Origin of the sequence: Kineosporia sp. NBRC 101731 (genome assembly GCF_030269305.1) — a bacterium.
Taxonomy (GTDB): Bacteria; Actinomycetota; Actinomycetes; order Actinomycetales; family Kineosporiaceae; genus Kineosporia.
On record NZ_BSTC01000001.1, the window covers coordinates 306597 to 331497 of the forward strand.

The 24901-nt window shown below is 68.3% G+C and carries 21 protein-coding genes; 15 read left to right on the plus strand and 6 right to left on the minus strand.

Annotated features, from left to right (window positions below):
* Positions 1 to 161 precede the first annotated feature (161 nt).
* The 7 genes from QSK05_RS01290 (at position 162) to QSK05_RS01320 (ending at position 6536) form a co-directional block, all read left to right on the plus strand.
* On the plus strand, positions 162 to 2705 hold the full coding sequence (locus tag QSK05_RS01290) for a transglycosylase domain-containing protein (protein ID WP_285593028.1): 2544 nt from the start codon (positions 162 to 164) through the stop codon (positions 2703 to 2705).
* Between the two features lie 3 nt (positions 2706 to 2708).
* A complete protein-coding gene (locus tag QSK05_RS01295) occupies positions 2709 to 4442 on the plus strand; it encodes a glycosyltransferase family protein (protein WP_285593029.1) in 1734 nt (577 codons plus the stop codon).
* An 80-nt stretch (positions 4443 to 4522) separates the two neighbouring features.
* Positions 4523 to 4813 carry a 30S ribosomal protein S6 gene (gene rpsF / locus QSK05_RS01300; RefSeq protein WP_231483693.1) on the plus strand — a complete coding sequence of 97 codons (291 nt, stop codon included), beginning with the start codon at positions 4523 to 4525 and terminating at the stop codon, positions 4811 to 4813.
* A gap of 73 nt (positions 4814 to 4886) precedes the next feature.
* Positions 4887 to 5465 (plus strand): single-stranded DNA-binding protein, encoded by a 579-nt coding sequence (locus tag QSK05_RS01305; RefSeq protein WP_285593031.1) that lies wholly within the window; start codon positions 4887 to 4889, stop codon positions 5463 to 5465.
* Between the two features lie 64 nt (positions 5466 to 5529).
* On the plus strand, positions 5530 to 5766 hold the full coding sequence (gene rpsR, locus QSK05_RS01310) for a 30S ribosomal protein S18 (RefSeq protein ID WP_052528300.1): 237 nt from the start codon (positions 5530 to 5532) through the stop codon (positions 5764 to 5766).
* A 17-nt stretch (positions 5767 to 5783) separates the two neighbouring features.
* The gene (gene rplI, locus QSK05_RS01315) at positions 5784 to 6233 is read left to right on the plus strand and encodes a 50S ribosomal protein L9 (protein ID WP_285593034.1); all 450 of its coding nucleotides are present in this window, start codon (positions 5784 to 5786) and stop codon (positions 6231 to 6233) included.
* A 99-nt stretch (positions 6234 to 6332) separates the two neighbouring features.
* Positions 6333 to 6536: a hypothetical protein gene (locus QSK05_RS01320; RefSeq protein WP_285593037.1), complete on the plus strand. Its 204-nt coding sequence runs from the start codon at positions 6333 to 6335 to the stop codon at positions 6534 to 6536.
* Between the two features lie 6 nt (positions 6537 to 6542).
* Here QSK05_RS01320 and QSK05_RS01325 read toward each other — a convergent pair whose 3' ends face one another.
* Complete coding sequence (locus tag QSK05_RS01325) at positions 6543 to 7898, minus strand: MATE family efflux transporter (protein WP_285593039.1); 1356 nt, start codon at positions 7896 to 7898, stop codon at positions 6543 to 6545.
* Positions 7899 to 8348: 450 nt separating this feature from the next.
* On the opposite strand from QSK05_RS01325, the gene dnaB reads away from it, so the two are divergent.
* Together dnaB and QSK05_RS01335 are read left to right on the plus strand one after the other, a co-directional pair.
* Positions 8349 to 9731 (plus strand): replicative DNA helicase, encoded by a 1383-nt coding sequence (dnaB, locus tag QSK05_RS01330; protein WP_285593041.1) that lies wholly within the window; start codon positions 8349 to 8351, stop codon positions 9729 to 9731.
* A 79-nt stretch (positions 9732 to 9810) separates the two neighbouring features.
* Complete coding sequence (locus QSK05_RS01335) at positions 9811 to 10674, plus strand: phosphotransferase (RefSeq protein ID WP_285593043.1); 864 nt, start codon at positions 9811 to 9813, stop codon at positions 10672 to 10674.
* 224 nt (positions 10675 to 10898) lie between these two features.
* On the opposite strand, the gene QSK05_RS01340 is transcribed toward QSK05_RS01335, so the two are convergent.
* A complete protein-coding gene (locus QSK05_RS01340; RefSeq protein WP_285593045.1) occupies positions 10899 to 13079 on the minus strand; it encodes an MMPL family transporter in 2181 nt (726 codons plus the stop codon).
* Between the two features lie 185 nt (positions 13080 to 13264).
* On the opposite strand from QSK05_RS01340, the gene QSK05_RS01345 reads away from it, so the two are divergent.
* Complete coding sequence (locus tag QSK05_RS01345; protein WP_285593047.1) at positions 13265 to 13531, plus strand: metal-sensitive transcriptional regulator; 267 nt, start codon at positions 13265 to 13267, stop codon at positions 13529 to 13531.
* Positions 13532 to 13650: 119 nt separating this feature from the next.
* Here QSK05_RS01345 and ileS read toward each other — a convergent pair whose 3' ends face one another.
* Positions 13651 to 16803 carry an isoleucine--tRNA ligase gene (ileS, locus tag QSK05_RS01350; protein ID WP_285593049.1) on the minus strand — a complete coding sequence of 1051 codons (3153 nt, stop codon included), beginning with the start codon at positions 16801 to 16803 and terminating at the stop codon, positions 13651 to 13653.
* Between the two features lie 377 nt (positions 16804 to 17180).
* Here ileS and QSK05_RS01355 point away from each other — a divergent pair, with 377 nt between their 5' ends.
* Positions 17181 to 18824 (plus strand): glutamate--tRNA ligase, encoded by a 1644-nt coding sequence (locus QSK05_RS01355; RefSeq protein ID WP_285593051.1) that lies wholly within the window; start codon positions 17181 to 17183, stop codon positions 18822 to 18824.
* Between the two features lie 78 nt (positions 18825 to 18902).
* On the opposite strand, the gene QSK05_RS01360 is transcribed toward QSK05_RS01355, so the two are convergent.
* The gene (locus QSK05_RS01360; RefSeq protein ID WP_285593053.1) at positions 18903 to 19334 is read right to left on the minus strand and encodes a TraR/DksA family transcriptional regulator; all 432 of its coding nucleotides are present in this window, start codon (positions 19332 to 19334) and stop codon (positions 18903 to 18905) included.
* 234 nt (positions 19335 to 19568) lie between these two features.
* Positions 19569 to 20420: a patatin-like phospholipase family protein gene (locus QSK05_RS01365; protein ID WP_285593054.1), complete on the minus strand. Its 852-nt coding sequence runs from the start codon at positions 20418 to 20420 to the stop codon at positions 19569 to 19571.
* 345 nt (positions 20421 to 20765) lie between these two features.
* On the opposite strand from QSK05_RS01365, the gene QSK05_RS01370 reads away from it, so the two are divergent.
* The 3 genes from QSK05_RS01370 to QSK05_RS01380 all read left to right on the plus strand — a co-directional run bounded on the left by QSK05_RS01370 (position 20766) and on the right by QSK05_RS01380 (position 23399).
* A complete protein-coding gene (locus QSK05_RS01370; RefSeq protein ID WP_231483722.1) occupies positions 20766 to 20972 on the plus strand; it encodes a hypothetical protein in 207 nt (68 codons plus the stop codon).
* A gap of 85 nt (positions 20973 to 21057) precedes the next feature.
* Entirely contained in the window at positions 21058 to 21768 is a 711-nt protein-coding gene (locus QSK05_RS01375; RefSeq protein WP_285593055.1) for a pyridoxamine 5'-phosphate oxidase family protein, read from the plus strand.
* 173 nt (positions 21769 to 21941) lie between these two features.
* The gene (locus tag QSK05_RS01380; protein WP_285593057.1) at positions 21942 to 23399 is read left to right on the plus strand and encodes an FAD-binding oxidoreductase; all 1458 of its coding nucleotides are present in this window, start codon (positions 21942 to 21944) and stop codon (positions 23397 to 23399) included.
* A 13-nt stretch (positions 23400 to 23412) separates the two neighbouring features.
* On the opposite strand, the gene QSK05_RS01385 is transcribed toward QSK05_RS01380, so the two are convergent.
* Positions 23413 to 23919, minus strand: coding sequence for a methylated-DNA--[protein]-cysteine S-methyltransferase (locus QSK05_RS01385; protein WP_285593059.1), 507 nt, complete (start codon positions 23917 to 23919; stop codon positions 23413 to 23415).
* A gap of 113 nt (positions 23920 to 24032) precedes the next feature.
* Between QSK05_RS01385 and QSK05_RS01390 the strand changes: the two genes are divergently transcribed.
* Positions 24033 to 24809 carry a LamB/YcsF family protein gene (locus QSK05_RS01390; RefSeq protein WP_285593061.1) on the plus strand — a complete coding sequence of 259 codons (777 nt, stop codon included), beginning with the start codon at positions 24033 to 24035 and terminating at the stop codon, positions 24807 to 24809.
* Positions 24810 to 24901: the final 92 nt, after the last annotated feature.

A 24901-nucleotide genomic window follows, 5' to 3' on the forward strand; every position in this document is an offset into this window, starting at 1 on the left:
GGCCGCAGCAACCGTCGAGGCCTGCGCAGCCTTCCCGTGAACGTCCTCGCCAGAACCGGCCCGACCCGGGATATGCGCAGGATTCGGGATATGCCGAGAACCGCAGCGCTCCGGTCGCTCCCGGTCCGTACCAGCGTGACCCCTACCAGCGTGACGAGCCGATGCGCCCGGCCGCTGATCCTCGTGAACGTCCGCGGAGCTCGCGATCAGCCGAACGGCCCAAGGCCCGCCCGGCTGCTCCCGGTTCCGACCCGTATGCCGCTCTCTCCTCCTCCGACCACCAGGAGGCTCACACCGTCGCCTACGGCGCGTCGCCGTACGACGAGCTGGGCGGTCCGGCACAGTCGCCCGACGGAATGTCACGAGGTCGACGGGCTCAGAACCGTCTGCGGGACAGCCGCGCCGGTCAGCTGTTGGCCAACACTGGCGCGCTGAGCCTTTTCGGCAGCCAGGAGGATGAGCAACTGGACAGGACCGGGGAGCCCTTGCGTAGCTCCCGCACGTCCCGTTCTCGTGCCGGTGGGGCTGGCGCCGGTCTGCCCCCGCAGGGCTATCACCGCTACTTCAACTACCCGCGCTGGGGTAAGCGGGGTGTCAAGCGCTGGCTGCCGTCCTGGAAGCTGGTCACCGGTACCTTCGCGTTCTTCACGCTGCTGCTCGTCGGCGTCGTGTTCTATTTCTACAACTCGGTCGACATCCCGCCGGAAGACCCGACCACTCTGGCGCAGACCACCACGGTCTACTACGCCAACGGCAAGGACGAGATCGGCCGTCTCTCGGTGACGAACCGCGAGAGTGTGAGCCTCAAAGAGGTCCCCGAATCGCTGATCCACGCCGTGCTCGCCGCGGAAGACCACTCGTTCTATGAGAACAGCGGTGTCAACTACACCTCGATCGTCCGCGCCGCCATCGCCACGGTGACCGGTGGGAACCAGCAGGGTGGTTCCACGATCAGCCAGCAGTACGTGAAGAACGTGTACAACGAGCGCGAAGTATCGTACAAGCGCAAGATGAACGAGGCCGTGCTGGCGGTCAAGATCAACCGCAAGCTCGACAAAGACGTCATCCTCGAGCGCTACCTCAACACCATTTACTGGGGTCGCGGTGCCTGGGGTGTACAGGCCGCCTCGAAGACCTACTTCAACAAAGACGTTTCCAAGCTCGACGAGTCCGAGAGCGCCTTCCTCGCCGGCATCATCAACGCCCCCGGGCTCGCTGACCCTACGGACGGCGACCCGCTGCACAAGGAACGCGCCAACCGCCGCTGGGGCGTCGTGCTCGATGCGATGGTCACCCGGAACTGGCTCGACGCGACCAAGCGCTCGCAGTTGACCTTCCCGAAGGTCGTCAAGCAGAAGACGACCACCTCGAGCACCGGTCAGGCCGCCTACCTGATGGAAATGGTGAAGGAAGAGGCTCAGGAAGCCGGTATCGACGAGAAAGACCTCACCACCGGCGGTTACCAGATCACCACCACGTTCAACAAGCGCCTGGTCAATGCCGGCGACAAGGCCGTGAAGAAGTGGACCAAGGACGCGCCCAAGGGCCTACGCGTCGGCATGGCCTCGATCAACCCGAAAACCGGTGGCGTGTTGGCCATCTACGGCGGCACGGGGATCGATAAGCAACTGAACCAGGCCACCAAGGACCGCGCCCAGGCCGCCTCCACGTTCAAGCCGTTCACCCTGATCTCGGCGCTGGAAGACGGCGTCAGCCTGGAATCGACGTACAACGGCAACAGCCCCCGCGTCATCCGGGCCGGCACCAAGGAGATCAAGAACGACAGCGGCGTCAGCTACGGCTGGATCAACCTGATCAAGGCCACGGCCAGCTCGGTCAACACCGTCTACGTCGACCTGAACAACCAGATCGGCCCGGAGAAGACCAAGAACGCGGCGATCGCCGCCGGCATCCCGAAAGACACGCCCGACCTCGGCTCCAACCTGGTCAACGTGCTCGGTACCGCCAGCGTGCACCCCATCGACCTGGCCAACGCCTACGCCACCTTCGCGGCGCAGGGTGTGCACCGGCAGTGGCACACGATCAGCAAGATCACCAAGACCCAGAACTCTGATTACAAGTACGAAGTCCCCTCGGACGTCGTCAAGGGCGACAAGGTCTTCGACGAGGACAAGGTCGCCGACCTCACCTACGCCATGGAGCAGGTCGTCCAGCAGGGATCCGGTGTCTACGCCAAGGCACTGAACCGTCCGGTGGCCGGCAAGACCGGTACCTCGTCCGGCAGCAAGTCGGCCTGGTTCGCCGGGTTCACCCCCCAGGTGGCCACGGTCGTCGGCCTGCACCAGGTCAAGAAAGACGGAAAGAGCCTGGGCGAACTCCAGGGCTTCGGCGGGTTCACCAGCATCTACGGTGGTTCCATCCCGGTGCGGATCTGGACCGACTACATGACCGCCGCGCTCGCCGGCAAAGAGATCGTCGACTTCGCGAAGCCGCCGCGCGGTGGTGAAGTGGTCAGCTCCTCGCCGACGCCGACGGTCACCGTGCCCCCGACCCCGACCGAGACCCCGACACCGACGCAGACCGAGCAGCCGACCCAAGAGCCCACCCGGCCGAGTCAGCCGACCTTCACCCAGGATCCGACGACCCCGCCGACGGAGACGACCGACCCGGTCGTCACCGAGACCACCGGCAACACTCTTCCGACGTTCCCGGGCCAGGACGACGGCAACGACGGGAACAATTGACGGATGAGCGGCAGACGGGTCCGGCAGCCCAGTGTGAGACCGGGCTCGCCCCGCTGGTCACAGACAGCGGCAGACATCGACGACGGTGAGGGCGTCTACGCGCCCTCCCGTCTCGACCCCCTGGTGCGCTCGGCCAGTCCCGTCATCGGCGGGCCGGCCGGGCGCCGCCTCGCCTCGGCCGGCGGATTCTGGCGCGCCGGAACCGTGCTCGTGGTGCTATCGGCCGTGGTGTTCGGGCTCGGCATCGTGCAGAAACAACATTGCCGCGCCGACGGCTGGAGCTCACCCGACCAGTTCTGGCACGCCTGTTACAGCGACATCCCGGTCGTCTACGCCAGCTCCGGCCTCGGTGGTGCTGAGCGCCTCGGCCTGACCGCATCCCTCGGGTCCGGCGGTGGCCTCGGCCAGTCACCGCTCGCCGGGCTGATGATGTGGGTCACCTCCGGCCTGATCGACGGCGATGCCGCGGGTGCCAACCGCAGCTTCTTCGACCTCACCGCGCTCCTGCTCGCCGCCCTCCTGGCGGTCGCGGTGGCAGCCACCGCATTCACCCTGGGCCGCCGGGGCTGGGACGCCTCTCACCTCGCCCTCAGCCCGGTCATCGTCACGGCCGGCCTGATCTCCTACCAGCTACTGGCCGTCGCCCTGGTCGCGGTCGCCCTCTTCGCGCTGTCCCGCAGCCGGGCCCTGGCCGGAGGCCTCCTGCTCGGCCTGGGCATCGCCGCGGCCCCCCAGGTCGCGGTGATCGCCCTGGTCGTCGCCGTGCTCTCGCTCTGGCGCTCGCACTCCTACGACCCCGAGTCCGATTCCGAAGAGGCGGCCATCGAAGCCGGCCGCGACCCACGGGCGCTCGCGGGCGTGACCTTCGCCGGCAGCGCCGTGATCGCCTGGCTGCTGGTGCGGGTCGTGCTGCTGCCCGGTGTCTCCGGCCAGCTCGGAACCACGTGGGACGCCTGGCGTCAAGGTTCACCCGGCTACGGCTCGCTCTGGCTGGTGCCGCAACTCCTGGGCGCGTCCGAGCCCGACCCGGCCTCTTCGTGGGGCGGCCGCGCCGCCCAGCTGTTCTTCGGCTGGCTCTTCGGCGCCGATGCGCTCAGCGGCACCGCGACCTCGGTGCTCGTCGTGATCGCGATGATCGTCGTGACCGCGCTGCTGCTGCGCCTCACGGTGGCCCGGGTGGCACCGCTGGCACCGATCGGGACGGCGCGAACCGGGGACGACGACCAGACCTTCACCGGACTGCCCTCGTCCAAACCTTCGTCCGCCCTCTCGTCCACCATGGCCGACTGGGTGATCCGGCGCGTCGCGCCGGCCTCGCTCGCCGCCCTCGCGTTCCTGCTGGTGATCTCGAAATCCCTGCCGGCCCAGGCGTCCCTGCTGCTGTTGCCGTTGATGGCCCTGACCGGCCTGCGCTGGCGCGATCACCTGATCTGGGCCGCCACCGAGGCTGTCTACTTCGTCGGGATCTGGCTCTACATCGCCGCCGAGACCACCTCCAACCGCGGGCTGCCGGCGCAGTTCTACCTGATCATGCTGCTGGCCCGGCTGGCCGGCATCACCTGGGTGGGCATCCAGGGCATCCTCGTCTACGGCGGATCACAGGCCGTGGACGAGTCGTTCCGCGACCAGGCGGTGCCCACCGGCAGCATCGGTATCGAGGAGATTTCATCTCCAGGCCTTGACGAAGGTACGCTTCGAGGCGATCGAGAAGCTGGGACTCCCCACTCCCTGGGGTGAAGCAGCTTCCGACGACGCGCAAGACCCCTCCTGTCACGGAGAGACCGTGACCGCTTAGACCGAAGGAGGTGGGTGTTCTCATGCGTCAGTACGAACTGATGATCATTCTCGACCCTGAGCTGGAAGAGCGGACCGTCGCGCCCTCGCTCGACAAGTTCCTCGGCGTCATCCGTAAGGGTGGCGGCACCGTCGAGAAGGTCGACATCTGGGGCCGTCGCCGGCTCGCGTACGAGATTCAGAAGAAGGCCGAAGGCATCTACGCGCTGGTCGACATGACCACGACGCCTGCCGACGCCAAGGAGCTCGACCGCCAGCTCAACCTCAACGAGTCGGTGCTGCGGACGAAGCTGATCCGCCCCGGCGCTCGCTGATCTCCTCACCGCTGTCCGGCCGTAGCGCCGTCGGCATCCCCACCAGTAACCAGCAGGACCGGAGAGAAACCGTATGGCCGGCGACACGACGCTCACGCTGATCGGCAACCTCACCAACGACCCCGAACTGCGTTTCACCCCGTCGGGGGCGGCGGTGGCCAACTTCACCGTGGCCTCGACCCCCCGCGCGTTCGACCGTCAGTCGAACGAGTGGAAAGACGGCGAGACGCTGTTCATGCGCTGCTCGGTGTGGCGAGAGGCGGCGGAGAACGTCGCTGAATCGCTGACCCGGGGTTCTCGCGTGATCGTCACCGGGCGGCTGAAGAGCCGCACGTACGACACCCGCGAGGGCGAGAAGCGCACGGTCGTCGAGCTCGAGGTCGAAGAACTCGGCCCGTCGCTGCGATACGCCACGGCCAAGGTCGCCAAGACCCAGCGCAGTGGTGGCGGTGGAGGCGGTGGCTTCGGCGGTAACGGTGGTGGCGGCGGTGGCGGTGGCTACTCCGGTGGCAACAGCGGCGGTGGCGGTGGTGGCTACTCCGGTGGTGGCGGCGGAAACTCTTCCGCCCCGGCCGACGACCCGTGGGCCACGGGTCCGGCGTCCGGTGGCGGCGGCGGTTTCGGCGGCAGCCAGGAAGAGCCCCCCTTCTGATCATTCCGCCGGCCGGGCCCAGGCCCGACCGGCGAACCCACTCGTGCAGTAAGGAGTAACCACGATGGCAAAGCCTCCCGTGCGCAAGCCGAAGAAGAAGCAGAACCCCCTGAAGGCCGCCAAGATCACGGTGGTCGACTACAAGGACACCGCTCTGCTGCGGAAGTTCATCTCCGACCGGGGCAAGATCCGCGCCCGTCGGGTCACCGGTGTCACGGTGCAGCAGCAGCGTGAGATCGCCAAGGCCGTCAAGAACGCGCGGGAGATGGCCCTGCTGCCGTACTCCAGCTCGGCTCGCTGAGTAGAGGAGAAGCGACGATGAAGCTCATCCTCACGCAGGAAGTCTCTGGCCTGGGTACCCCGGGCGACGTGGTCGAGGTCAAGGACGGCTACGGCCGTAACTTCCTCGTCCCCCGTGGCCTGGCCACGGTCTGGACCAAGGGTGGCGAGAAGCAGGTTTCCGCCATCCGTAAGGCCCGTAAGACCCGTGAGATCGCCACTCTCGAAGAGGCGAACTCGGTCAAGGCCAAGCTCGAGTCGAAGCCGGTCCGCCTCGCGGTCCGCGCCGGTGCCTCGGGTCGTCTGTTCGGTGCGATCACCCCGTCCGACATCGCCGCGGCGATCGTCGAGGCGCAGGGTCCGCAGGTCGACCGCCGCAAGGTGGAGATCCCGTCGGCCATCAAGACCACGGGCGAGCACATTGCCCGGGTCCGGCTGCACGCCGACGTTCAGGCCAAGGTGACGCTGAAGGTTGTCGCCGAGGGCTGAGCAGTACCTCGTTCACGAAACCCGGTTCCCGCCCTGCGGGAGCCGGGTTTCGCGCATTGGCCCTTTGGCCGTCCTCCGTCACCGGAGAGAATGTTTCGTATGAGTAACGCAGTACGACCCTCGTTCGGGCGCCGCATGTACATGGCCCTGTTCCAGATCATGGGGCCCGCCGACGTGAAGCCCGTGGGCAGCCCGGCGGCGCACAACCCGCACGACCCGACCGTCCCGGCCGGCTACCACCTGGAGACCTTCACCCAGCCCGACGGGGTGAAGAAGCGGATCATGGTGCCGGACTCCGAGTGACCGGTCCTACCGGTAAGCGCCGGTGACCAGCCACTGGTCACCGCGCTCGCGCCGCCGCAGCACCACCGCGCGCACCACCATCCAGCCCCCGGCGAAGGCCACCCAGAGCCACACCAGGCCGGCCTTGCCGTCCGGGCCCCAGAGCCCGATCGCGATCGCCGCCGGTGCGTACAGAGCGGTCTGGATTACGGCCGCGTAGGCCAGGAAGCGCCCGTCCCCGGCCCCGATGAGCACGCCGTCGAGCACGAACACGTATCCGGCGACCGGCTGGGTGAGGGCCGCCACGATGAGCGCCCCGGTGAGGGCGCGCCGGACCTCGGGATCGTCGCTGAACAGCGGCCCGAGCGCACCGGCACAGAGCAGCAGCACGCCCGCGAACACCACTCCCGCGCCGATGCCCCAGCGCACCATCCGCTGGGTCGCCTCGCGCACACCCTCCACGTCGCCCCGGCCCAGCGCGGTCCCGGTCAGCGCCTGACCCGCGATGGCCAGCGCGTCCAGACCCAGCGCCAGCAGGTTCCAGACGTTGAGCGCCACCTGGTGGGCAGCCAGGGAGGGAGCGCCGAAACCGGCGGCCACAGCGGTGGTCAGGAGCAGCAGCAGGCGCATGGCCATGGTGCGGATGAGCAAGGGGACGCCGGTGCGGCCTGCCAGCCTCACACCGGCCAGGTGGGGCTTCAGGGAGACACCCGCGCGGCGGGCGTCTCCCACCACGTAACCGGTCGCGGCGATCGCCATGGCGCACTGGCTGATGGTCGTGCCGATCGCCGACCCGGCGATGCCCCAGCCCACCCCGTGCACCAGCAGCAGGTTGAGCCCGGCGTTCAGCAGGGCGCCGCTGACCGCTATCCACAGGGTCACCCGGGTGTTCTGCAGTCCTCGCAGCACGCCGACCAGGGCCAGCACGATCAGCATGGCCGGCACCCCGGGCAGGGCCCAGCGCAGGTAGGTGATGGCGGCCTCGCGCACGCCGGGCTCGGCCCCGGCCGCTCCGACCAGGTCCACCGCGTAGGGCGCCACGGCGTAGCCCAGGAGCGCCACGCAGACGCCGATCCCCGCCGCCAGCCAGGCTGCGTCCATCCCGATGGCGATGGCCTTGGTGCGGTCGCCCGCGCCCATCAGCCGGGCGACGCTGCTGGTGGTGCCGTAGGCGAGGAAGACGAAGATGTAGACGGCCGTGGTCAGGATGCCGCCGGCGATGCCCAGGCCCGCCAGCTCCGTGGTGCCCAGGCGTCCGACGATGGCCGAGTCGACGAGCAGGAACATCGGTTCGGCGATCAGCGCGCCCAGCGCGGGCAGCGCCAGGGCCAGGATCTGCCGGTCGGTGTTACTCCGGCCGGGGTTCCTGCTCAGCCGGATCACCTCGTTGTCTCGCTTTTTGCCTCGTCATGGGCGCGTCGCGGTCGACGCACACATCACAGTGTGCACGACCTGGTGCCGCAGATCCGGAATGTACCGATTTTCGTTCGGTTTCGGCCAACAGGGGTCGTTGTGAGGTTTTTGGTGACGGTGAGGTGACGATGCACTGAATGGGCCCGATCTTTTTGGCATCCACAGCCCGTGGACAGATCCTTGGCCGGTCAGAGGCCTGTGAGACCTATCTCGTCCACTAGTTTTCCCCACTGTTATCCACAGCCTGTGTACAAACCCCGGGCTTTGTTAACCACTTATCCACAGGCGGAGCCGAGTTGTGCACCGATTAGGCCACCCCCTGTGGAGAGTGGCGTTGAACGGCTGCCCGGCGACCCGTATTTTTCAGGGGCCTGCTCACCCGTCGAGTCGGTCGCAGAGCAACAGCTGGGAAGAGGTTCGATGTCACTCGCCGATCTGTCCGTGTCGCCGTCCGATTCGGGCGGTGGGTCGGACCTGGGTCGAACGCCACCGCAAGACGTGGCGGCCGAGCAGAGCGTGCTCGGCGGCATGATGCTCTCGAAAGACGCGATCGCCGACGTCGTCGAGGAGCTCCAGGGCACCGACTTCTACCGCCCGGCCAACGAGCTGGTGTACGACGCGATCCTCGACCTCTACGGCCGCGGTGAGCCCGCCGACGCCGTCACGGTCGCGGCCGAGCTGACCAAGCGCGGCGAACTGGCCAAGATCGGCGGCCCGGCCTACATCCACACCCTGATCTCGTCGGTGCCCACGGCCGCGAACGCCGGCTACTACGCCCGCATCGTGCGTGAGCGCGCCGTGCTGCGTCGCCTGGTCGACGCCGGCACCCGCATCGTCCAGCTCGGCTACAACGGCGCTGACGGCCGCGGTGGCGGTGACGTCGAGGAGATCGTGAACTCGGCGCAGGCCGAGATCTACAAGGTCAGCGAGCAGCGCACCAGCGAGGACTACCACGCCCTCTCCGAGGTGATCGAGGGCGCGATCGACGAGATCGAGGCCTCCAGCCACCGCGGCGACGGCCTGACCGGCGTCCCCACCGGCTTCGTCGACCTCGACGCCCTCACCAACGGCCTGCACCCTGGCCAGATGATCATCATTGCGGCGAGGCCGGCAATGGGCAAAAGCACCTTCGGTTTGGACATATTGCGTTCTGCCGCAATCCATCACCGCATGACCTCGGTCATGTTCAGCCTCGAAATGGGGCGCAACGAGATCACCATGCGTCTGCTCTCGGCCGAGGCCCGCATCCCGCTGCAGAACATGCGCAAGGGCACCATGCGGGAGGAAGACTGGACCCGTCTGGCCAAGACGATGGGCGACATCAGCGACGCGCCCCTGTTCATCGACGACAGCCCGAACATGTCGCTGATGGAGATCCGGGCCAAGTGCCGACGACTGAAGCAGCGGCACGACCTCAAGCTCGTCGTGATCGACTACCTCCAGCTGATGACGAGCGGTAAGCGCGTCGAGAGCCGCCAGCAGGAAGTCTCCGAGTTCTCCCGGGCCATCAAGCTCCTCGCCAAGGAGCTGCAGCTGCCGGTGATCGCGCTGAGCCAGCTGAACCGTGGTCCTGAACAGCGCACCGACAAGAAGCCGGCCATGTCCGACCTACGCGAATCCGGTTCTATTGAACAGGATGCGGATATGGTCATCCTTCTCCACCGAGAAGACGCGTACGAGAAGGAATCTCCGCGCGCGGGCGAGGCTGATTTCATCGTGGCCAAGCACCGTAACGGTCCTACCGACACGATCACGGTGGCGTTCCAGGGTCACTACTCGCGCTTCGTCGACATGGCGCAGTAATGATGAAATGGAGGACGCGGCTGGTCGCCGTGCCGGTGACGGTTGCCTGAGGAGATGGTCGGGAGGGAAGCGGTCGGCGATGACTTCCATCCCTCCCAGCTGGGGTAAGGCTGAAAAACTCGACGCCGGGCAGATGGCCGATGAGCTCTTCGCCAGGACCGGGACGCGGCTCGTGGTGGAAGGGCCGTGCGCCGGCGGGGAAGTGGGTGCGGCCTTCGTGCGCTGGGAAGACGGTCACCGGTCAGTGCTCAAGTGGCGTCCGCACAGCAGGAAGGCCGATCTGCTGCGGGGTCCGCTCGCGGTCTGCGAAGCGGCCCGGACGGCGGGTATCCCGGCTCCCGGAACAGAGCTGGTGGAACAGATCGGGCACGCCGTGGTCATGGTGCAGGAGCTCAGGCCCGGCACCCAGCTCGACCATCTCGACCAGAGCCTTCTCCACCAGGCGCTCAGCATCAATGACCGGCAGAAAGATCTGCTCGTCGACCGGCCGGACATCCCGCCGATCCAGTTGTATCTGCAGGACGACGGCCCCGGATACTGCCTGCACGAACCGCTCAGGCAGTACAGCAACCGCACCGCCGCCCTGGAGCGCCGCATCCGCGCGGTCACTTCGGACGCGGCCAGGCACCACGACGCCGTTCACCTGGACTTTCACCCGGGCAACCTGCTGGCCGAGGGCGGCTCGATCACCGGTCTCGTGGACTGGGACGGCGCCGGCCGAGGAGACCGGCGCCTCGACCTGGTCACTCTCTACTTCGGCCTGCACCACCGAGGCCGGCGGCCGGAAACCTCGACGCTCGACGGCGTCCTCAAGCACATCCCCGACCACGAACTCCAACCCCTCTGGGCCCACATGAGCCTGCGCCTGACCGACTGGGCCATCCGGCACCACACCGACGATGACGTGAACCATTGGCTGGATCTCGCCGAGCAACGCCTCTGAGATTCTGGTCGGGCTGCGTGGACCGCGAGAATCACGATCGTGCTGACCAGGAGTATGAAAACCCTGACCCATCAGTAAAGCTGGCTTACCCAGTGCGCCATGGCGAGCTGACCGGCGCGTCCTGAAGGCTTCTGAGGTATTGCCACCTGGTCATCCTGACCGCAGCGATCGGGTCTGTCGGCCTGGTTCTGTGGGGATTGTGTGAGGGTTCCCCAGCCCTCTCGTCAGCCGTGAGAGAAGGTGATGCGCGGAAGCACCCGACGCAGCCAGACAGGGCACCACCAGGCAGTCTTTCCGGTCAGCCGGAGCATCACCGGCAGCAGAACAAGGCGGACCAGGAAGGCGTCCAGGAGCACGGCGATACCGAGGACGACGCCCATCTCCTTCGGGGGGAGCGGGCCGGACAGGGCGAAGGTGAAGAAGACCGCCACCATCACAGCCCCGGCGGCGAAGATCACCCGGCCCGAATGGGCCATCGCACCGACCATGGCCTCGCGCGGGTCGCCGGTGCGTTCCCAGTGTTCTTTCGCCGAGGCCAGCAGGAAGACCGTGTAATCCATGGCGATCGCGAAGACCATGGCGAAGAAGAACACCGGGGCCCAGGCGTCGAGGAAACCTTGTGAGGTGAAGCCGAGCAGTCCGGCCCCGAAGCCCTCCTGGAAGATCAGCCGGGCCACTCCGAACGCCGCCGCCGTCGAGAGAAGGCCGGCCAGCGTGCCCAGGGCGGAGATCAGCGGGGCCTGGAGTGCCACCAGCAGCAGGAGAAAGCCCAGCGCGAGCACGATCCCGATGACCAGCGGGGTCGAGTCGTCGAGTTGCTTCTTCAGGTCGAGATTCTCCACCGCTGCCCCACCGACCAGGGCTGATGTCGGGAGATCGGTGCGTAGCCGCTCGACGGTGGTCACCAGCGCGGGATCGGACGGGTCCACCGTGGGCACGGCCTGGAACATCATGGTGCCGTCGGCCGCGGCCCCGGCCGGTGTCACCGTGGCGATGCCCGGGTCGGCGGAGAGAATCTCGGCGATGGCCAGGCTGTCACCGGCGGCACCGATGATCTGCAGGGTGCCCGGTGCTCCCGGGCCGAAGGCCTTCTGCACCACGTCGTACCCCACCCGGGCGGAGGCGTCGGCAGGCAGCACTTTGATCGAGGGCATCGCGGTGCGCAGGCCGAGTACGGGGGCGGTGAGGGCGAGCAGGATCACGACGGCGGCGGTGCCGAACAGCACGGGACGTCGCCACAGGCGCTCGCCCCAGGCCTCGAACCGGGGGGAACGGGACTCGGACGTCCGGGACCAGGGGAGGGACAGCTTGTTGATCCGGTCCCCGAGAGACACCAGCACGAGGGGCAGCAGGGTGAGTGTCGCCGCCAGCACGAAGACCACGGCCAGCATGACGCCGGCCGCCATGGAGCGGAACGACGGGCTGGGCACCACCATCACGGCACTCAGCGACACCACCACGGTCAGGCCGCTGAGCAGCACGGCTTTACCGGCGGTGTCCATGGTTTCGGCTACCGCCCGGCGGTCGTCCAGACCCGGAACGGACCGGGCGGACCGGGCGGCCCGGGCGGCCCGGTAACGCACCACCAGGAAGAGCGCGTAATCGATGCCCAGGGCCAGCGCGAACATCATCGCGAAGTTCATCGCCCAGATCGAGACCGGCACCAGATGGTTGATCAGTACCAGCGATCCGGCCGAGGCGACCAGCCCGGCCAGGGTGAGTAGCAGCGGCAGCCCGGCGGCCAGCAGGGCCCCGAAGGCCAGCACCAGGATCGCCAGGGTGATCGGCCAGGAGTACAGCTCGGACTTCAGCATGGCCTCGAGGTTGGCCTCGTTGAAGTCACTCCAGAGGAGGGACGATCCGGTCGGGTCGACCTGGATCCCTTCCCCGGAAAGGGCTTTCAGGGGGCCCTTGAGATCGTCCGCAGCTCGGACCATCTCGTTGGTGTCCGCGGCCGCGCCTGCCAGGAGGATGGCGGTGGACCCGTCCGGGCTGGTCTGTGGCGGGTTGACCTGCGAGATCCGGGGGTCGGCCGTCAGCAGGCGGGTGGCCTCGGTGATCACCTCGGCGCCCCGGCCCTGCGTCACCTGACCTTGGTCGGCGTGCACCACGATCTGCAGGGCGTGTGACGCAGCGCCCCCGAAGTGACTTTGAGCGGCCTCACGCACGGCGACCGATTCGGAACCGTTGGCCTGCCAGCCCGCTCCGGACAGTTCCGCCTCGACACGCGGGGCGAAAAGGCCCAGCCCGACGATCAGTACGACCCAGACGAGTGTCGTGATCCGCGTGTGGGCGGTCACCATCAACCCGAGGCGCCCGAGTGGGCCGAAAGGTCTCTCCGGTGGCTTCGGCCGGGACGGGCCGCTCGGCATGGGCACCGTCGGGTCGGAGACGGGAAAGGACATGGGTGATTTCCTCCGGGCCGGCGCATGGATGACCGGTGTGGGCAGGGTGGGACGGCTATCCCCCCGGGGGGATAGCTAACCACATCCCCCCAGGGGGATGTAGAATCACGGACGATGGCCGAGGCGGATCACGGCTCAGCGCCGGCTGGCGTCACCTCGGAGCGTGCACGCGTCAGGAGGCCCTCGTGGAGCTGGAACCCACTGAAATCAAAAGCATCATCACCCGCATGAAGCGGGCCCACGGCCATTTGGGCAGCGTGATCCGGATGATGGAGGAGGGGGCCGACTGCGAGGCAGTTCTCACGCAGTTGGCGGCCGTGAACAAGGCCATCGCCCGATCCGGCTACGCCGTGGTCGCGACGGGGCTCACCCACTGCATCGCGGAGTCCGAGAACGGTCTCGAGGGTGTTGATGTGAAGAAATTGGAAAAGCTCTTCCTGGCGCTCGCCTGACCGAAGAACCACCCTCGTGAGGGCGGTTCAGGTGACCTGTCCCGCGGAGTCCGTGAAGTACGGACATCCGCGGGACTCGGTCAGCGAAGTCCTCGCACCCTGATCCAGGGGTGGACCGGTCAGGCCTTGGTCACCGAGACAGTGACGTCCACCTCACCTGCGATACCGGCGAAACCTGAGGCCAGCGCCTCGGAGCTGGTCTCTACCGCATCGGCCAGCACCTCACCGGCCACGAACTCCTGGTGGGTGCGCACCGCGTCGAGAACCTCTGACGGGCCGCTGACCACCAGGTTGATGCGGTCGGAGATGTCCAGGTCGGCGTCGCGCCGGGCCTGCTGCACGACACGGACCACGTCGCGGGCCAGGCCCTCGACCTCGAGCTCGGGGGTGACCTCGGTGTCCAGCGCAATGGTGACACCGCGCTGGGTCTCGACCACCCAGCCCGAGCGGGGGAGCTCGGTCACGACGACCTCGTCGTCGGTCACGTCGACCAGCGCGCCCTCGAACTCGACCTTCACCACACCGTCGGCGCGCAGGGCGGCGACCACGTCGTCCGCCGGTAGTGCCGCCAGCGCCTTCGCCACTGTTTGCGTCTGCTTGCCGAAACGCTTACCCAGGGCCCGGAAGTTGGGCTTGATCTCGACGTCGACGACCGCGCCGGCGGCAGCCAGCGTGTCGAGGTTCTTGACGTTGAGTTCCTCGGCGATGTCGTCGAGCAGGGCCTGCGACAGCGTTACGCCGCCCGGCAGCCCGACATAGGCCGTGGCCAGGGGCTGACGCACCCGCACCTTCGACGCCTTGCGCGCGGCCCGGCCGGCCTCGACAGCGTTACGGGCGGTGCGCACCTCCTCCGAGAGCGCCGCGCTCATCAGCGACACGTCGGCGGTCGGCCAGTCGGCCAGGTGCACCGACTCCGCGGCCGAGGCGTTACCCGGCCGCACGACCAGCTGCCAGACCTCCTCGGTGATGAACGGGACGATCGGCGCGAGCAGGCGGGTCAGCACATCGAGGCACTCGTACAGCGTGACGAGTGCGTCCATGTCGCCGTCCCAGAACCGCTGGCGCGAGCGCCGCACGTACCAGTTCGACAGGTCGTCGACGAAATCGCCCAGGACGCGGCCGGTTCCGGCGGTGTCGTAGTTCTCCAGCTTGGAGTCCACATCGCGGGCGAGCGCGTGCAGCTCACCCAGCACCCAGCGGTCGAGCGTGTTGCGCTCGCGGACCGGCTTGGCCTCAGAAGGCTTCCAGTCCACGTGGCTGGCGTACAGCGAGAAGAACGACGCCGTGCTCCAGTAGGTGGCCAGGAGCTTGCGGGTGATCTCGTCGAGCGGGCCCGGACCCACCCGCCGCGGCGACCAGGGCGAGCCCGAGCAGGCCATGAACCAGCGCAGGGCGTCGGCACCGTGGTCGTCCATCAGGGGGATGGGGGCCAGGATGTTGCCCAGGTGCTTGCTCATCTTGCGGCCGTCCTCGGCCATGATGTGGCCCAGGCAGACGACGTTCTCGTACGGCGAGCGGTCGAAGACCAGCGTGCCGACGGCCATCAGCGAGTAGAACCAGCCTCGCGTCTGGTCGATGGCCTCGGCGATGTACTGGGCGGGGTAACGGCTTTCGAGGGCCTTCTCGCTGCCGGGCACGTGTGGGTAGCCGATGGCGGCAAACGGCATGGCGCCGGAGTCGTACCAGGCGTCGATGACCTCGGGCACGCGGGTGGCCGTGGCCTGGCACTGGGGGCAGTCGAAGGTGATCTCGTCGATGAACGGACGATGCGGGTCCAGGTCGGAGAGGTCGCGTCCGGTGAGCTGGCCCAGCTCCTTCCGCGAGCCGATCGCCGTGACGTGCTCGTCGTCACCCGAGCAGCGCCACAGGGGCAGCGGCGTGCCCCAGTAGCGACTGCGCGAGAGCGCCCAGTCGATGTTGTTCTCGAGCCAGTCACCGAAGCGACCGTGCTTGATGTGCTCGGGGAACCAGTTGGTCTGCTCGTTCTCCCGCAGCAGCTGCTCGCGCACCGTGGTGGTGCGGATGTACCAGGCGGGCTGCGCGTAGTACATCAGCGGCGTGTGGCAGCGCCAGCAGTGCGGGTACGAGTGCTCGAAGCGCTGCGAGCGGAACAGCACGCCGCGCTTCTTCATGTCCATGATCAGGGGCTCGTCGGCGTCCTTGAAGAACAGGCCGCCCACGATCGGGACGTCGTCCTTGAAGTGGCCGTTGCCCAGCACCGGGTTCACCACGGGCAGGTCGTTGGCCCGGGCGACGATGAGGTCGTCGGCGCCGAACGCGGGGGCCTGGTGCACGAGGCCCGTACCGTCGGCGGTGGTGACGTACTCGGCGAGCACGACGCGGTGTGCGTCGGGGATCTCGATGAGGTCGAACGGACGCTGGTAGTTCAGGCCTTCCAGTTCCCGGCCCGGGAACGAGGCAAGCACCTCGGAGTCCTCACCGAGCACGGCGACCCGCAGCGGTTCGGCGACGACGAACGTCCCCTTGTCGTTCTTCGCCAGCTGGTAGGTGACGTCGGGGTGCACCGCGACCGCGGTGTTCGACACCAGCGTCCACGGGGTGGTCGTCCAGATCAGCAGTTCGGCGTCGGCGTGGCCGGCCAGCGGCTCGACCAGCGGGAACCGAACGTAGACCGAAGGGTCCTTGACGTTCTCGTAGCCCTGCGCGACCTCGTGGTCGGACAGCGCCGTGCCACAGCGCGGGCAGTACGGCGTGACCCGGAAGTCTTCGTTCAGGCGGCCGTCGGTGTGGATCTTCTTCAGCGACCACCAGACGCTGTCCACGTACTCCGGGGACATCGTCTCGTAGGGGTTGTCGAGGTCGATCCAGTAGCCCATGCGCTCGGTGAGCTGGGCGAACTCGCCGACGTGACGGGTCACCGAGGTGCGGCAGCGCTCGTTGAAGAACGCGATGCCGACCTTCTCGATGTCGGGCTTGCCGGAGAGGTTGAGCTCCTTCTCCACGGCCAGCTCGACGGGCAGGCCGTGGCAGTCCCAGCCGGCCTGGCGGGGCACGGAGTACCCCTTCATCGTGCGGTAGCGCGGGAAGAGGTCCTTGAACACGCGCGCCTCGACGTGGTGCGTGCCGGGGGAGCCGTTCGCGGTCGGCGGGCCCTCGTAGAAGACCCAGCTCGCGCCGTCCTTCGTTCGCTCCAGGGTGCGCTCGAAGATCCGGTTCTGCTTCCACCAGTCGATGATCTTGTGATCCGTGGCGGGCAGGTCGATCCGCGTGGGAAGGCTGGCGAAGGGGGTGGCGAACGTCTGTTCGGCCATCGGGCGCACTCCTGGTTCGTCGGCTCGCATGAGGCATGGGACTCATGCGGGGACGAAGCTGTGCGGCTCCGCGGTACCACCCCGCTTGCACCCACAACCTGCGTGGATGCCGCTCGAAAGCCGCGATGACGTGCGGCGATTCCGTCCGGTTCTACTAGGAGGGCAGGGCCCTCGGTTCTTCCGGAGGCTCCCCGGTGATGGCCGGATCGGTGCCTTTACGTCAACTATACGCGCGGCTGCAAGTCGAAATGAGGGACGAGGTGGCTGGCGCGGCGCGCAGGAGGGAGTCGCCGGGGCGGGGCGACTACCATCGTGGACGTGTCCACAACCGGTTGTGGACACGTCCACCGGTAGACGCCCTCAAGGACTGGACCCCAATGCTCGACCGCCAGGTCATCGACTCGCTGTTCCCGGCCGACCTCCCCGAACCGGCGGAGCTGGAGCAGAAGTACCCGCCCCGGCAGCTGCCCGAGGGTGCGATGGTGACCCGGCTCGGTCCGTCCCCGACGGGGTTCGTGCACATCGGCGGTCTCTACGTCGGCATGATCAACAAGGATCTGGCCGCGAGCACCGGGGGCACGTACCTGCTCCGGATCGAGGACACCGACCAGGCCCGTGAGGTCGAGGGTGCCGCCGAGCAGTTCGGGCGGGCGTTCGGCTACTTCGGTCTGGAGGCCGACGAGCCCGAGGGTGAGTACGGCCCTTATTACCAGTCGCAGCGCGAGACCCTGTACCTGACCTTCGCGCGCGAGCTGCTGCGTGAGGGCAAGGCCTACCTGTGCTTCGCCACGCCCGAAGAGCTGGCCGACATCCGGGCCCGGCAGGAAGCGTCCAAGGCCCCGACCGGCTACTACGGTCGCTGGGCGATCTGGCGCAACGCCACTGACGAGCAGCTGCAGACCGCCCTGGACGAGGGCCGGCCCTACGTGGTCCGGTTCCGCACCCCGGAAGACGGTGACCGCCGGGTCTCGTTCCACGACGCGATCCGCGGCAAGCTGCAGCACGAGGCCAACCGCAACGACGTCGTCATCCTGAAGAGCTCGGCCGCGGCTCTGCGTCTGCCCACCTACCACTTCGCGCACGCGGTGGACGATCACCTGATGCGGGTCACCCACGTGATCCGGGGGGAGGAGTGGATCAGCTCCGTTCCGCTGCACCTGCAGCTCTTCGACGCGCTGGGCTTCGAGCGGGTCACCTACGCGCACATCGCCCCGCTGATGAAGACGATCTCCGGTGGAAAGCGCAAGCTCTCCAAGCGGAAAGACCCCGAGGCGGGCGTCGACTTCTACATCGAGCAGGGCTTCCCGGCCCCCGCGGTGCAGTACTATCTGCGCGGCCTGGCCAACGGCCGGCTGGCCGAGATGCCGCTCGAGCAGGCACTGTCCACGCCGCTGGAGCTGGGCGAGTTCGGTGTCGCGGGTCCGCTGGTCGATCTGGTCAAGCTCGAGGGCATGAGCGCCGACTACATCGCCTCGCTCACCAGCCCGCAGGTCTACGACCAGGTGCTGATCTGGGCGGAGCAGTTCGACCCCGAACTGGCGACGGTACTGAAGGCGGAGAAGGACCTGGCCGTCAAGGCGATCGGCGTGGAGCGCGAGGGCGTCGAGAACCCGCGCAAGGACCTGCGCAAGTGGTCGGACTTCGGCCCGCAGTACGGGTTCTTCCTCCCGACGGTGTTCCCCCTGATCGCAGGTCCCACGGACGAGCGGGCTGCCGCCCTGAACGTGGCCCCCGAGGTGGTCACCGCGTTCGTGAACACCTTCATCGAGGGCTACCAGCACCTCGAGGACCAGCCCGAGTGGTTCAACCAGATCCGTGAGGCTGCGGCCAAGAACAACTTTGCGCCCAGCCCGAAGGAGTTCAAGAAGAACCCGGACGCCTACCCGGGCTCGATCCGCGAAGCCTCGCAGCTGATCCGCGTCGCGCTCACCGGCTCGACCCGCAGCCCCGACCTGCACGCCATCGCCGTGGTGCTGGGCCAGGACGAGGTGCTGCGTCGCCTGCGGTCGCTGGCGGGCTGACAAAAATCTGATGGAGGTCCCCCAGCCCTGGCGGGTCGGGAGGTGCCCCCAGCGCGTGAGCTCGCCTTTCCGGCGAGCTCACATGCGTCCTCGATGGGCGCAGTTGATACACGTGGTCGCGAGAGGCCTTGCCCGGAGCCGCTCTACGGCGATCGGCAGACCGCACGACGCGCAGATGCCGTAACTGCCCGCCTCTAGCTCGGCCATCGCCGCGACGATGCGCTCGCGGGCAGCACGGGTGCGGTGCAGCGCCGCGGTGAGCTGCTCCCGCTCGAACGCGATGGTGGCGCCCTCCGGGTCGTGCTCGTCGTCGGCGTTGGAGTCGAGCGACGCCTCGATCATCCGGGCATGATCCTTTTCGAGCGCGGCCAGAGCCTCGGTGCTCTCCCGCAGCGCCGCCGTCAGGATCGTGAGCGGCTCCATCAACGCGGTGGCAGCCGGGACTCGACGGCCTTCGTGCCTGGCCAGCCCTGCCCCGGGTCGGCGCCGGGAGGTCTGCGTTGTGTACACCTGGTACATCCGGTACCGGATGTACCAGGTGTACACAACGCTTCAGCGGCCAGGCCACAAATCGTCTGAGCGGCGGTCGACGTGCCACGACAAGGGGCGCCGCGAGGGGGCGCGGGGTGACGCGACGGGGCGCGACGGGGTGCGGGGTGACGGGGCGCGGTGCCCTGGCGGCCAAGGTCCCGGGCGGGTCGACGGCAGGTCGCACCGAGGCGACGTATGTTCGTGGTCACCGCCTCAGCTCGGTGGCTCGCCCCAGGCCACGGCCACGCTGTCGCGTACGAGCCGGGCCTGTGACCTCCCAGCCTTGGCGGCGTCGGAGCGGAACGCCGGGTCCAGGGGGTTGGAGCCCATCGCCCGCCTGGTGTTGGCGTCGGGCATGACCACGGCACTGTGCACGTGCGGCCCGAGCTTCTCCAGCTGGTTGCCGACCCGGCCGCTGCGCCGCACCGAGGCGGCGAACGGGGCCAGCACCACCACGCGTCCGTACCCCTGGGCCAGGTCGGCGTTGGCCGACGAGCGCACCCCTCCGTCGATGTAGCGCCGGCCCTGGATCGTCACCGGCGGCCAGACCATCGGCACCGCGCAGCTCGCGCCCACGGCATCGACCAACGGCACCCCGGACTCCCGGTCGAACACCACGAACTCGCCGGTCGAGGCGTCTACCGCCGTGACCTTGAGAGGCTCGCTCGGCCAGCGCTGCTCAGGCAGCCGGCTCTCGATCACCGATCGCCGATCGCTCTCCGGCACCGTTCGCGACGCCAGGGCGGCTTTGCCGATGCGCTTGCGGGCCCGCTCTTCCCGGCCCGGTGCCAGACCCAGCAGGGCCCAGCGCAGCAGTGTGCGTTTACCCAGCTCGGACGCCAGTTCGCCGCGGGCCTCCGCGAGCTGCTCCTCGTAGAGCTGCTCGATCGGCCGGCCCGAGCGCAGTTGCGCCCCGGCGACCGAGCCCGCCGATGTGCCGATCACCAGGTCGGCCCGGGACAGGTCGACACCCAGCTCGGCCAGACCCGCGATCATGCCGAGCTCCCAGGCGATGCCCGTGATGCCGCCGCCGGCCAGGACGAGCGCGCGTCGATCGTCCTTCACAGCTGAAGACCCCCACGAGTGGCCAGAATGGAAACTTGATTCTAGATCGGGAGCCCGCGTCTTCCTATGCCCGACAGCGGGCCCGGGCCAGGGGGCGGCGGTGGGCCAGGCGGGGAGAACTGGTCGTGAGCCCCCCGAAATCGCCACGGTGGCAATCCGGCTCGGCGGCCGTGACCTGCGGGCCGGGCCGGTTGATGATCACAACTGGCGGGATCCGGGCAGGTCAGTATGGTGATCAACAGCGAGCGAAAGTCCGGAAGGCCGGATTCCATCCGGGTTTCACGGATTGCAAGATGGTGCAAGGAATTGGTACCCGACGGAACGTGACGGCACTCGGAGGAAAAGATGCGAATCCTGTCAGTGGTTCTCGTGGTCTGGCTCCTCATCGGTGTTCTGGCGTCCGCCCAGCGCGGATACTTCGACAGCGACAAGGACCCGGACGTGAGTTGCTCCGACGCGGGCACGATCGCGGTCAGCATCGTCGCCGGCCCCCTGAACTACCTGGGCGCCAACCCCAAGGTCGACTGCAAGGTGCCCCAGCCGAGCAAGTGACCGGTAGGTTGCTCAGAGTGAAGGACGAAGCCAAGACGGTGACGAAACTGGCGAAGGTCGTTCTATTCGGGCAGGGTCGGCTCGTATGACGACCGAACCGAACTCTGTCGGCGGGACGAATGATGTGGCGGCCGAGGATCAGCTGCCCACCTACACGCGACGCAGCGACCAGACCCGGTACGACGCCCAGGCCATCAATTCGGCCCTGGACGAGGCATTTCTGTGTCATGTCGCCTATATCGACAGCGGCGACCCGATCGTCGTCCCGATCATTCACGCTCGGGTCGGCGAGGAACTCATTCTGCGTGTCGGGCCGGAGTCGCGGCTGGCCGAGCTGGCCGCCTCCGGTGACATCGCTCTCTGTGTCACCGTCACGCTGCTCGACGGCCTGGTGCTGGCCCGGGCGAAGGTCGACAACACTGTCAACTACCGCACCATCGTGATCCGGGGTACCGGCACGCTCGTGACCGACCCGGAGGGTCAGCGGGCCGGGCTGGACGCGGTGGTCGAGCACCTGGTCGCCGGGCGGTCGAACCACTCCCGCCCGCCGACGCCCGAAGAGTTCGCCGAGGTCGTCCTCATCCGCCTGCCGCTCGCCGACGTGGCACTGAAGACCCGCACCGGGCCGCCGCAGGACGCCGAGGAAGACCTCTCGCTGCACCACTGGGCCGGCGTCATCAGCGTGCGCAATGCCTACGGCCCGCCCTTCCCTTCGCCCGACCTGCCCTACGACCGGCAGGTGCCGGCCCAGCTGGCGAACTACAACCGCTCGGCCCGGGCACAGGGCTACCGGTAGTTACCGGTAGCCCTCCAGCAGGCGAACACCCGCGGTCGACCCTCTCTCGACCGGCGGATCGCACGCTAAAGTCGCGCGCGGAGGATTGCGACATCCCGGACAGTGACCGTCCGGGTGCGCACCGCATGCACCGCTCGGCACTGTCCGTCACCTGCTGACGGTCGCTAGGAGGGATGCCCGCAGTGGACCTGCTCGCCGACCTGCGCGAGATCGTCGGGGACACGCACGTCGTCACCGACCCGGAAGCGGCCCAGCCGTACGCGCAGGACTGGACCAGACGCTGGCACGGCAAACCCCTCGCGGTGGTGCGCCCGGCGACCGTGGCCCAGGTCTCGGCGGTGCTGAGAGCCTGCGCGGCGGCCGGGGTCTCCCTGGTGCCGCAGGGCGGCAACACCGGACTGGTCGGCGGCGGGGTACCGCACGACGGGGAGGTCGTGCTGAGCCTGGCCCGCCTCGACTCGGTGGGACCGCTCGATCCGCTCGGCCGCACGCTGATGGCCGGCGCCGGGGTCACCCTGGCCCAGCTGCAGCGGGCCGCCCGGAGTGCGGGTCTGGACGTGGGTCTGGACTTCTCCGCCCGCGACACCGCCACGGTCGGCGGCATCGCAGCCACCAACGCCGGCGGTGAGCGCGTGATGCGCCACGGTGCGGCCCGGTTCCGTATCCGCGGGCTGGAGGTCGTGCTCGCCGACGGCTCGGTGGTGCGGCGCATGTCCGGCGTGGCCAAGGACAACACCGGCTACGACCTGGTGCAGCTGATGATCGGTAGCGAGGGCACCCTCGGCGTGATCACCGCGGTGCAGGTCGATCTGATCCGCCCGCACAAGATCGTCGGTACCGCCCTGGTCGCGGTGAGCACCGTGGACGACGCCCTGACCGTGCTGCGGGCCGTGCAGCGCGACTTCACCGGGCTCGAGGCGGCCGAGTTCTTCCACCACGACGGGCTGCAGCTGGTGCTCAAGCACGAGCGCCTGGCCCAGCCCTTCGAGCGGCCGCACCCGCTCTACCTGCTCTTCGACCTGGCCGACGACGACAACCGGCCCGACTCCTTCGACGAGCTCACCGCACTGCTCACCGACCTCGACTGCGTGCGTGACGTGGTGCTGGTCGCCACCGCGGCCGAGCGCCGCCGGCTCTGGGAACTGCGCGAGCTGCAGACCGAGGCCGTCAGCGCCGAAGGGGTGCCGGTCAAGCTCGACGTGGCCCTGCCGCTGAACCAGCTCTCCAACTTCGAGCGGCAGCTCGCCGAGGTGGTGCGCCCGGTCGCCCGGCACGCCGTGTCGATCATCTTCGGGCACATCGCCGAGGGGAATGTGCACGTCAACCTGCTGAACGCGCTGGACGAAGACGCCGACGGCGCGGTCACCGAGGCCGTGCTCGACCTGGTGGCCGCGCTCGGTGGCAGCATCAGCGCGGAGCACGGCATCGGTCAGGCCAACCGCCGGTGGCTACCTCTCACCCGGGGCTCGGCCGACCTCGCCGCCATGCGCGCGATCAAACAGGCGCTCGACCCGCAGGGCACTCTCAGCCCGGGCCGGATGCTGCCCGACCCGGTGGTGGCCACGCCCGAGCCCAGGAGCAAGGTCCCGGTCAGGAAGACCGGTCGGGCCAAGGCCAAGACACCGCGCTGACCGTTCAGAAGAGTCAGAAGAGGGCGTTGCCCTGCTCCAGATCGAGCAGGTAGCGCTTGCGTTCCAGGCCGCCGCCGTACCCGGTGAGCGAGCCGTTCGCACCGATCACCCGATGGCACGGCACGATGATCGAGATCGGGTTCGCGCCGTTCGCCAGGCCCACCGCGCGGGAGGCGCCCGGCACCAGCCCGAGCTGCGCCGCCACCGCGCCGTACGAGGCGGTGCGGCCGTATCCGATGTGCTGCAGGCGTTCCCACACACCGAGCTGGAACCCCGTGCCGGTGGGCCGCAACGGCAGGTCGAACACGGTCAGGGAACCGGCGAAGTACTCGTTCAGCTGCGAACGTGCTGCGGCGATCACGATCTCGTCGTCGTTCTCGGTGCCGCTGAACCGCACCTCGTCCCAGTGCCGGTGCGATGCCTTGTGCGGGCTGAAGAACAGTCCGGTCAGGGCCCCGGACTCAGCGATCAGGAGAAGATCACCGACCGGGCTGGGGAGTACCGACCAGCTGATGGACATTCCCTGAGGTTAGAGGGCCGGGGTCGGCTGATGCTGGCAGAAAAGCGACACTGAGCGATCACAGGTCACCACAGTTGTTCGTCATCCAACGTTCAGATTGCTGGGGAAGAATCATGGCCGTGCCGGTAATCGACCTCAACGCCGATCTCGGTGAGTCCTTCGGCCGCTGGACGCTGGGCGACGACGCCGCTCTGATCGAGGTGATCAGCAGCGCGAACATCGCCTGCGGGTTCCACGCCGGTGATCCGTCCACGCTGCGGCGTAGCTGCGAACTCGCCGCCGCCGCCGGGGTCGCGATCGGGGCTCAGGTGGCCTACCGCGACCTGGCCGGTTTCGGCCGTCGCTTCATCGACGTCGCCCCGGCCGAACTGCGCGACGACGTGCTGTACCAGCTCGGCGCGCTCGACGGCTTCGCCCGGGCGGCGGGCAGTCGCGTCACCTACCTCAAGCCGCACGGCGCGCTCTATCACGCCGCGGTCGGCAATCATGGTCAGGCGAAGGCGATAGTGGATGCGGTGCGCACCTACGACCCGACCCTCGCGGTGCTCGGGCAACCGGGTTCGTTGCTGCTGAAAGAGGCTGCGGCGGTTGGACTGCGGGCGGTTCCCGAGGCCTTCGCCGACCGGCGGTACACCGCGGACGGCGGCTTGCTCCCCCGGTCGCGGCCCGGGGCGGTGCTCACCGACCAGGCCCGGATCGCCGAGCAGGTGCGGCGGCTGATGGCCGGCGAGGGCGTGATCGCCGACGACGGCACGGTCGTACCGGTGAGCGCCGAGTCGATCTGCGTGCACGGTGACACGCCGGGGGCCGTCGAGATCGCGAGAACCGTGCGCACCGGGATCACAGCGTCCGGTGGCTGCGTCCAGGCCTTCACGAATCTGCCGTCGTGAGCGTGGCCAGGTGGGGGGACAGGGGAAGGGGACACATGCCACTGGCCGAGAGGATGAATTCATTCTCGTCAGGTTCGATGATCTGCAGCGTG

What these genes read in the sequence shown, in the direction of transcription:
- QSK05_RS01290 (WP_285593028.1), top strand. Translation starts at nt 162, where the DNA reads ATGCGCCCGGCCGCTGATCCTCGTGAACGTCCGCGGAGCTCGCGATCA.
- QSK05_RS01295 (WP_285593029.1), top strand. Translation starts at nt 2,709, where the DNA reads ATGAGCGGCAGACGGGTCCGGCAGCCCAGTGTGAGACCGGGCTCGCCC.
- rpsF (WP_231483693.1), top strand. Translation starts at nt 4,523, where the DNA reads ATGCGTCAGTACGAACTGATGATCATTCTCGACCCTGAGCTGGAAGAG.
- QSK05_RS01305 (WP_285593031.1), top strand. Translation starts at nt 4,887, where the DNA reads ATGGCCGGCGACACGACGCTCACGCTGATCGGCAACCTCACCAACGAC.
- rpsR (WP_052528300.1), top strand. Translation starts at nt 5,530, where the DNA reads ATGGCAAAGCCTCCCGTGCGCAAGCCGAAGAAGAAGCAGAACCCCCTG.
- rplI (WP_285593034.1), top strand. Translation starts at nt 5,784, where the DNA reads ATGAAGCTCATCCTCACGCAGGAAGTCTCTGGCCTGGGTACCCCGGGC.
- QSK05_RS01320 (WP_285593037.1), top strand. Translation starts at nt 6,333, where the DNA reads ATGAGTAACGCAGTACGACCCTCGTTCGGGCGCCGCATGTACATGGCC.
- dnaB (WP_285593041.1), top strand. Translation starts at nt 8,349, where the DNA reads ATGTCACTCGCCGATCTGTCCGTGTCGCCGTCCGATTCGGGCGGTGGG.
- QSK05_RS01335 (WP_285593043.1), top strand. Translation starts at nt 9,811, where the DNA reads ATGACTTCCATCCCTCCCAGCTGGGGTAAGGCTGAAAAACTCGACGCC.
- QSK05_RS01340 (WP_285593045.1), bottom strand. Translation starts at nt 13,079, where the DNA reads ATGTCCTTTCCCGTCTCCGACCCGACGGTGCCCATGCCGAGCGGCCCG.
- ileS (WP_285593049.1), bottom strand. Translation starts at nt 16,803, where the DNA reads ATGGCCGAACAGACGTTCGCCACCCCCTTCGCCAGCCTTCCCACGCGG.
- QSK05_RS01355 (WP_285593051.1), top strand. Translation starts at nt 17,181, where the DNA reads ATGCTCGACCGCCAGGTCATCGACTCGCTGTTCCCGGCCGACCTCCCC.
- QSK05_RS01370 (WP_231483722.1), top strand. Translation starts at nt 20,766, where the DNA reads ATGCGAATCCTGTCAGTGGTTCTCGTGGTCTGGCTCCTCATCGGTGTT.
- QSK05_RS01375 (WP_285593055.1), top strand. Translation starts at nt 21,058, where the DNA reads ATGACGACCGAACCGAACTCTGTCGGCGGGACGAATGATGTGGCGGCC.
- QSK05_RS01380 (WP_285593057.1), top strand. Translation starts at nt 21,942, where the DNA reads ATGCCCGCAGTGGACCTGCTCGCCGACCTGCGCGAGATCGTCGGGGAC.
- QSK05_RS01385 (WP_285593059.1), bottom strand. Translation starts at nt 23,919, where the DNA reads ATGTCCATCAGCTGGTCGGTACTCCCCAGCCCGGTCGGTGATCTTCTC.
- QSK05_RS01390 (WP_285593061.1), top strand. Translation starts at nt 24,033, where the DNA reads ATGGCCGTGCCGGTAATCGACCTCAACGCCGATCTCGGTGAGTCCTTC.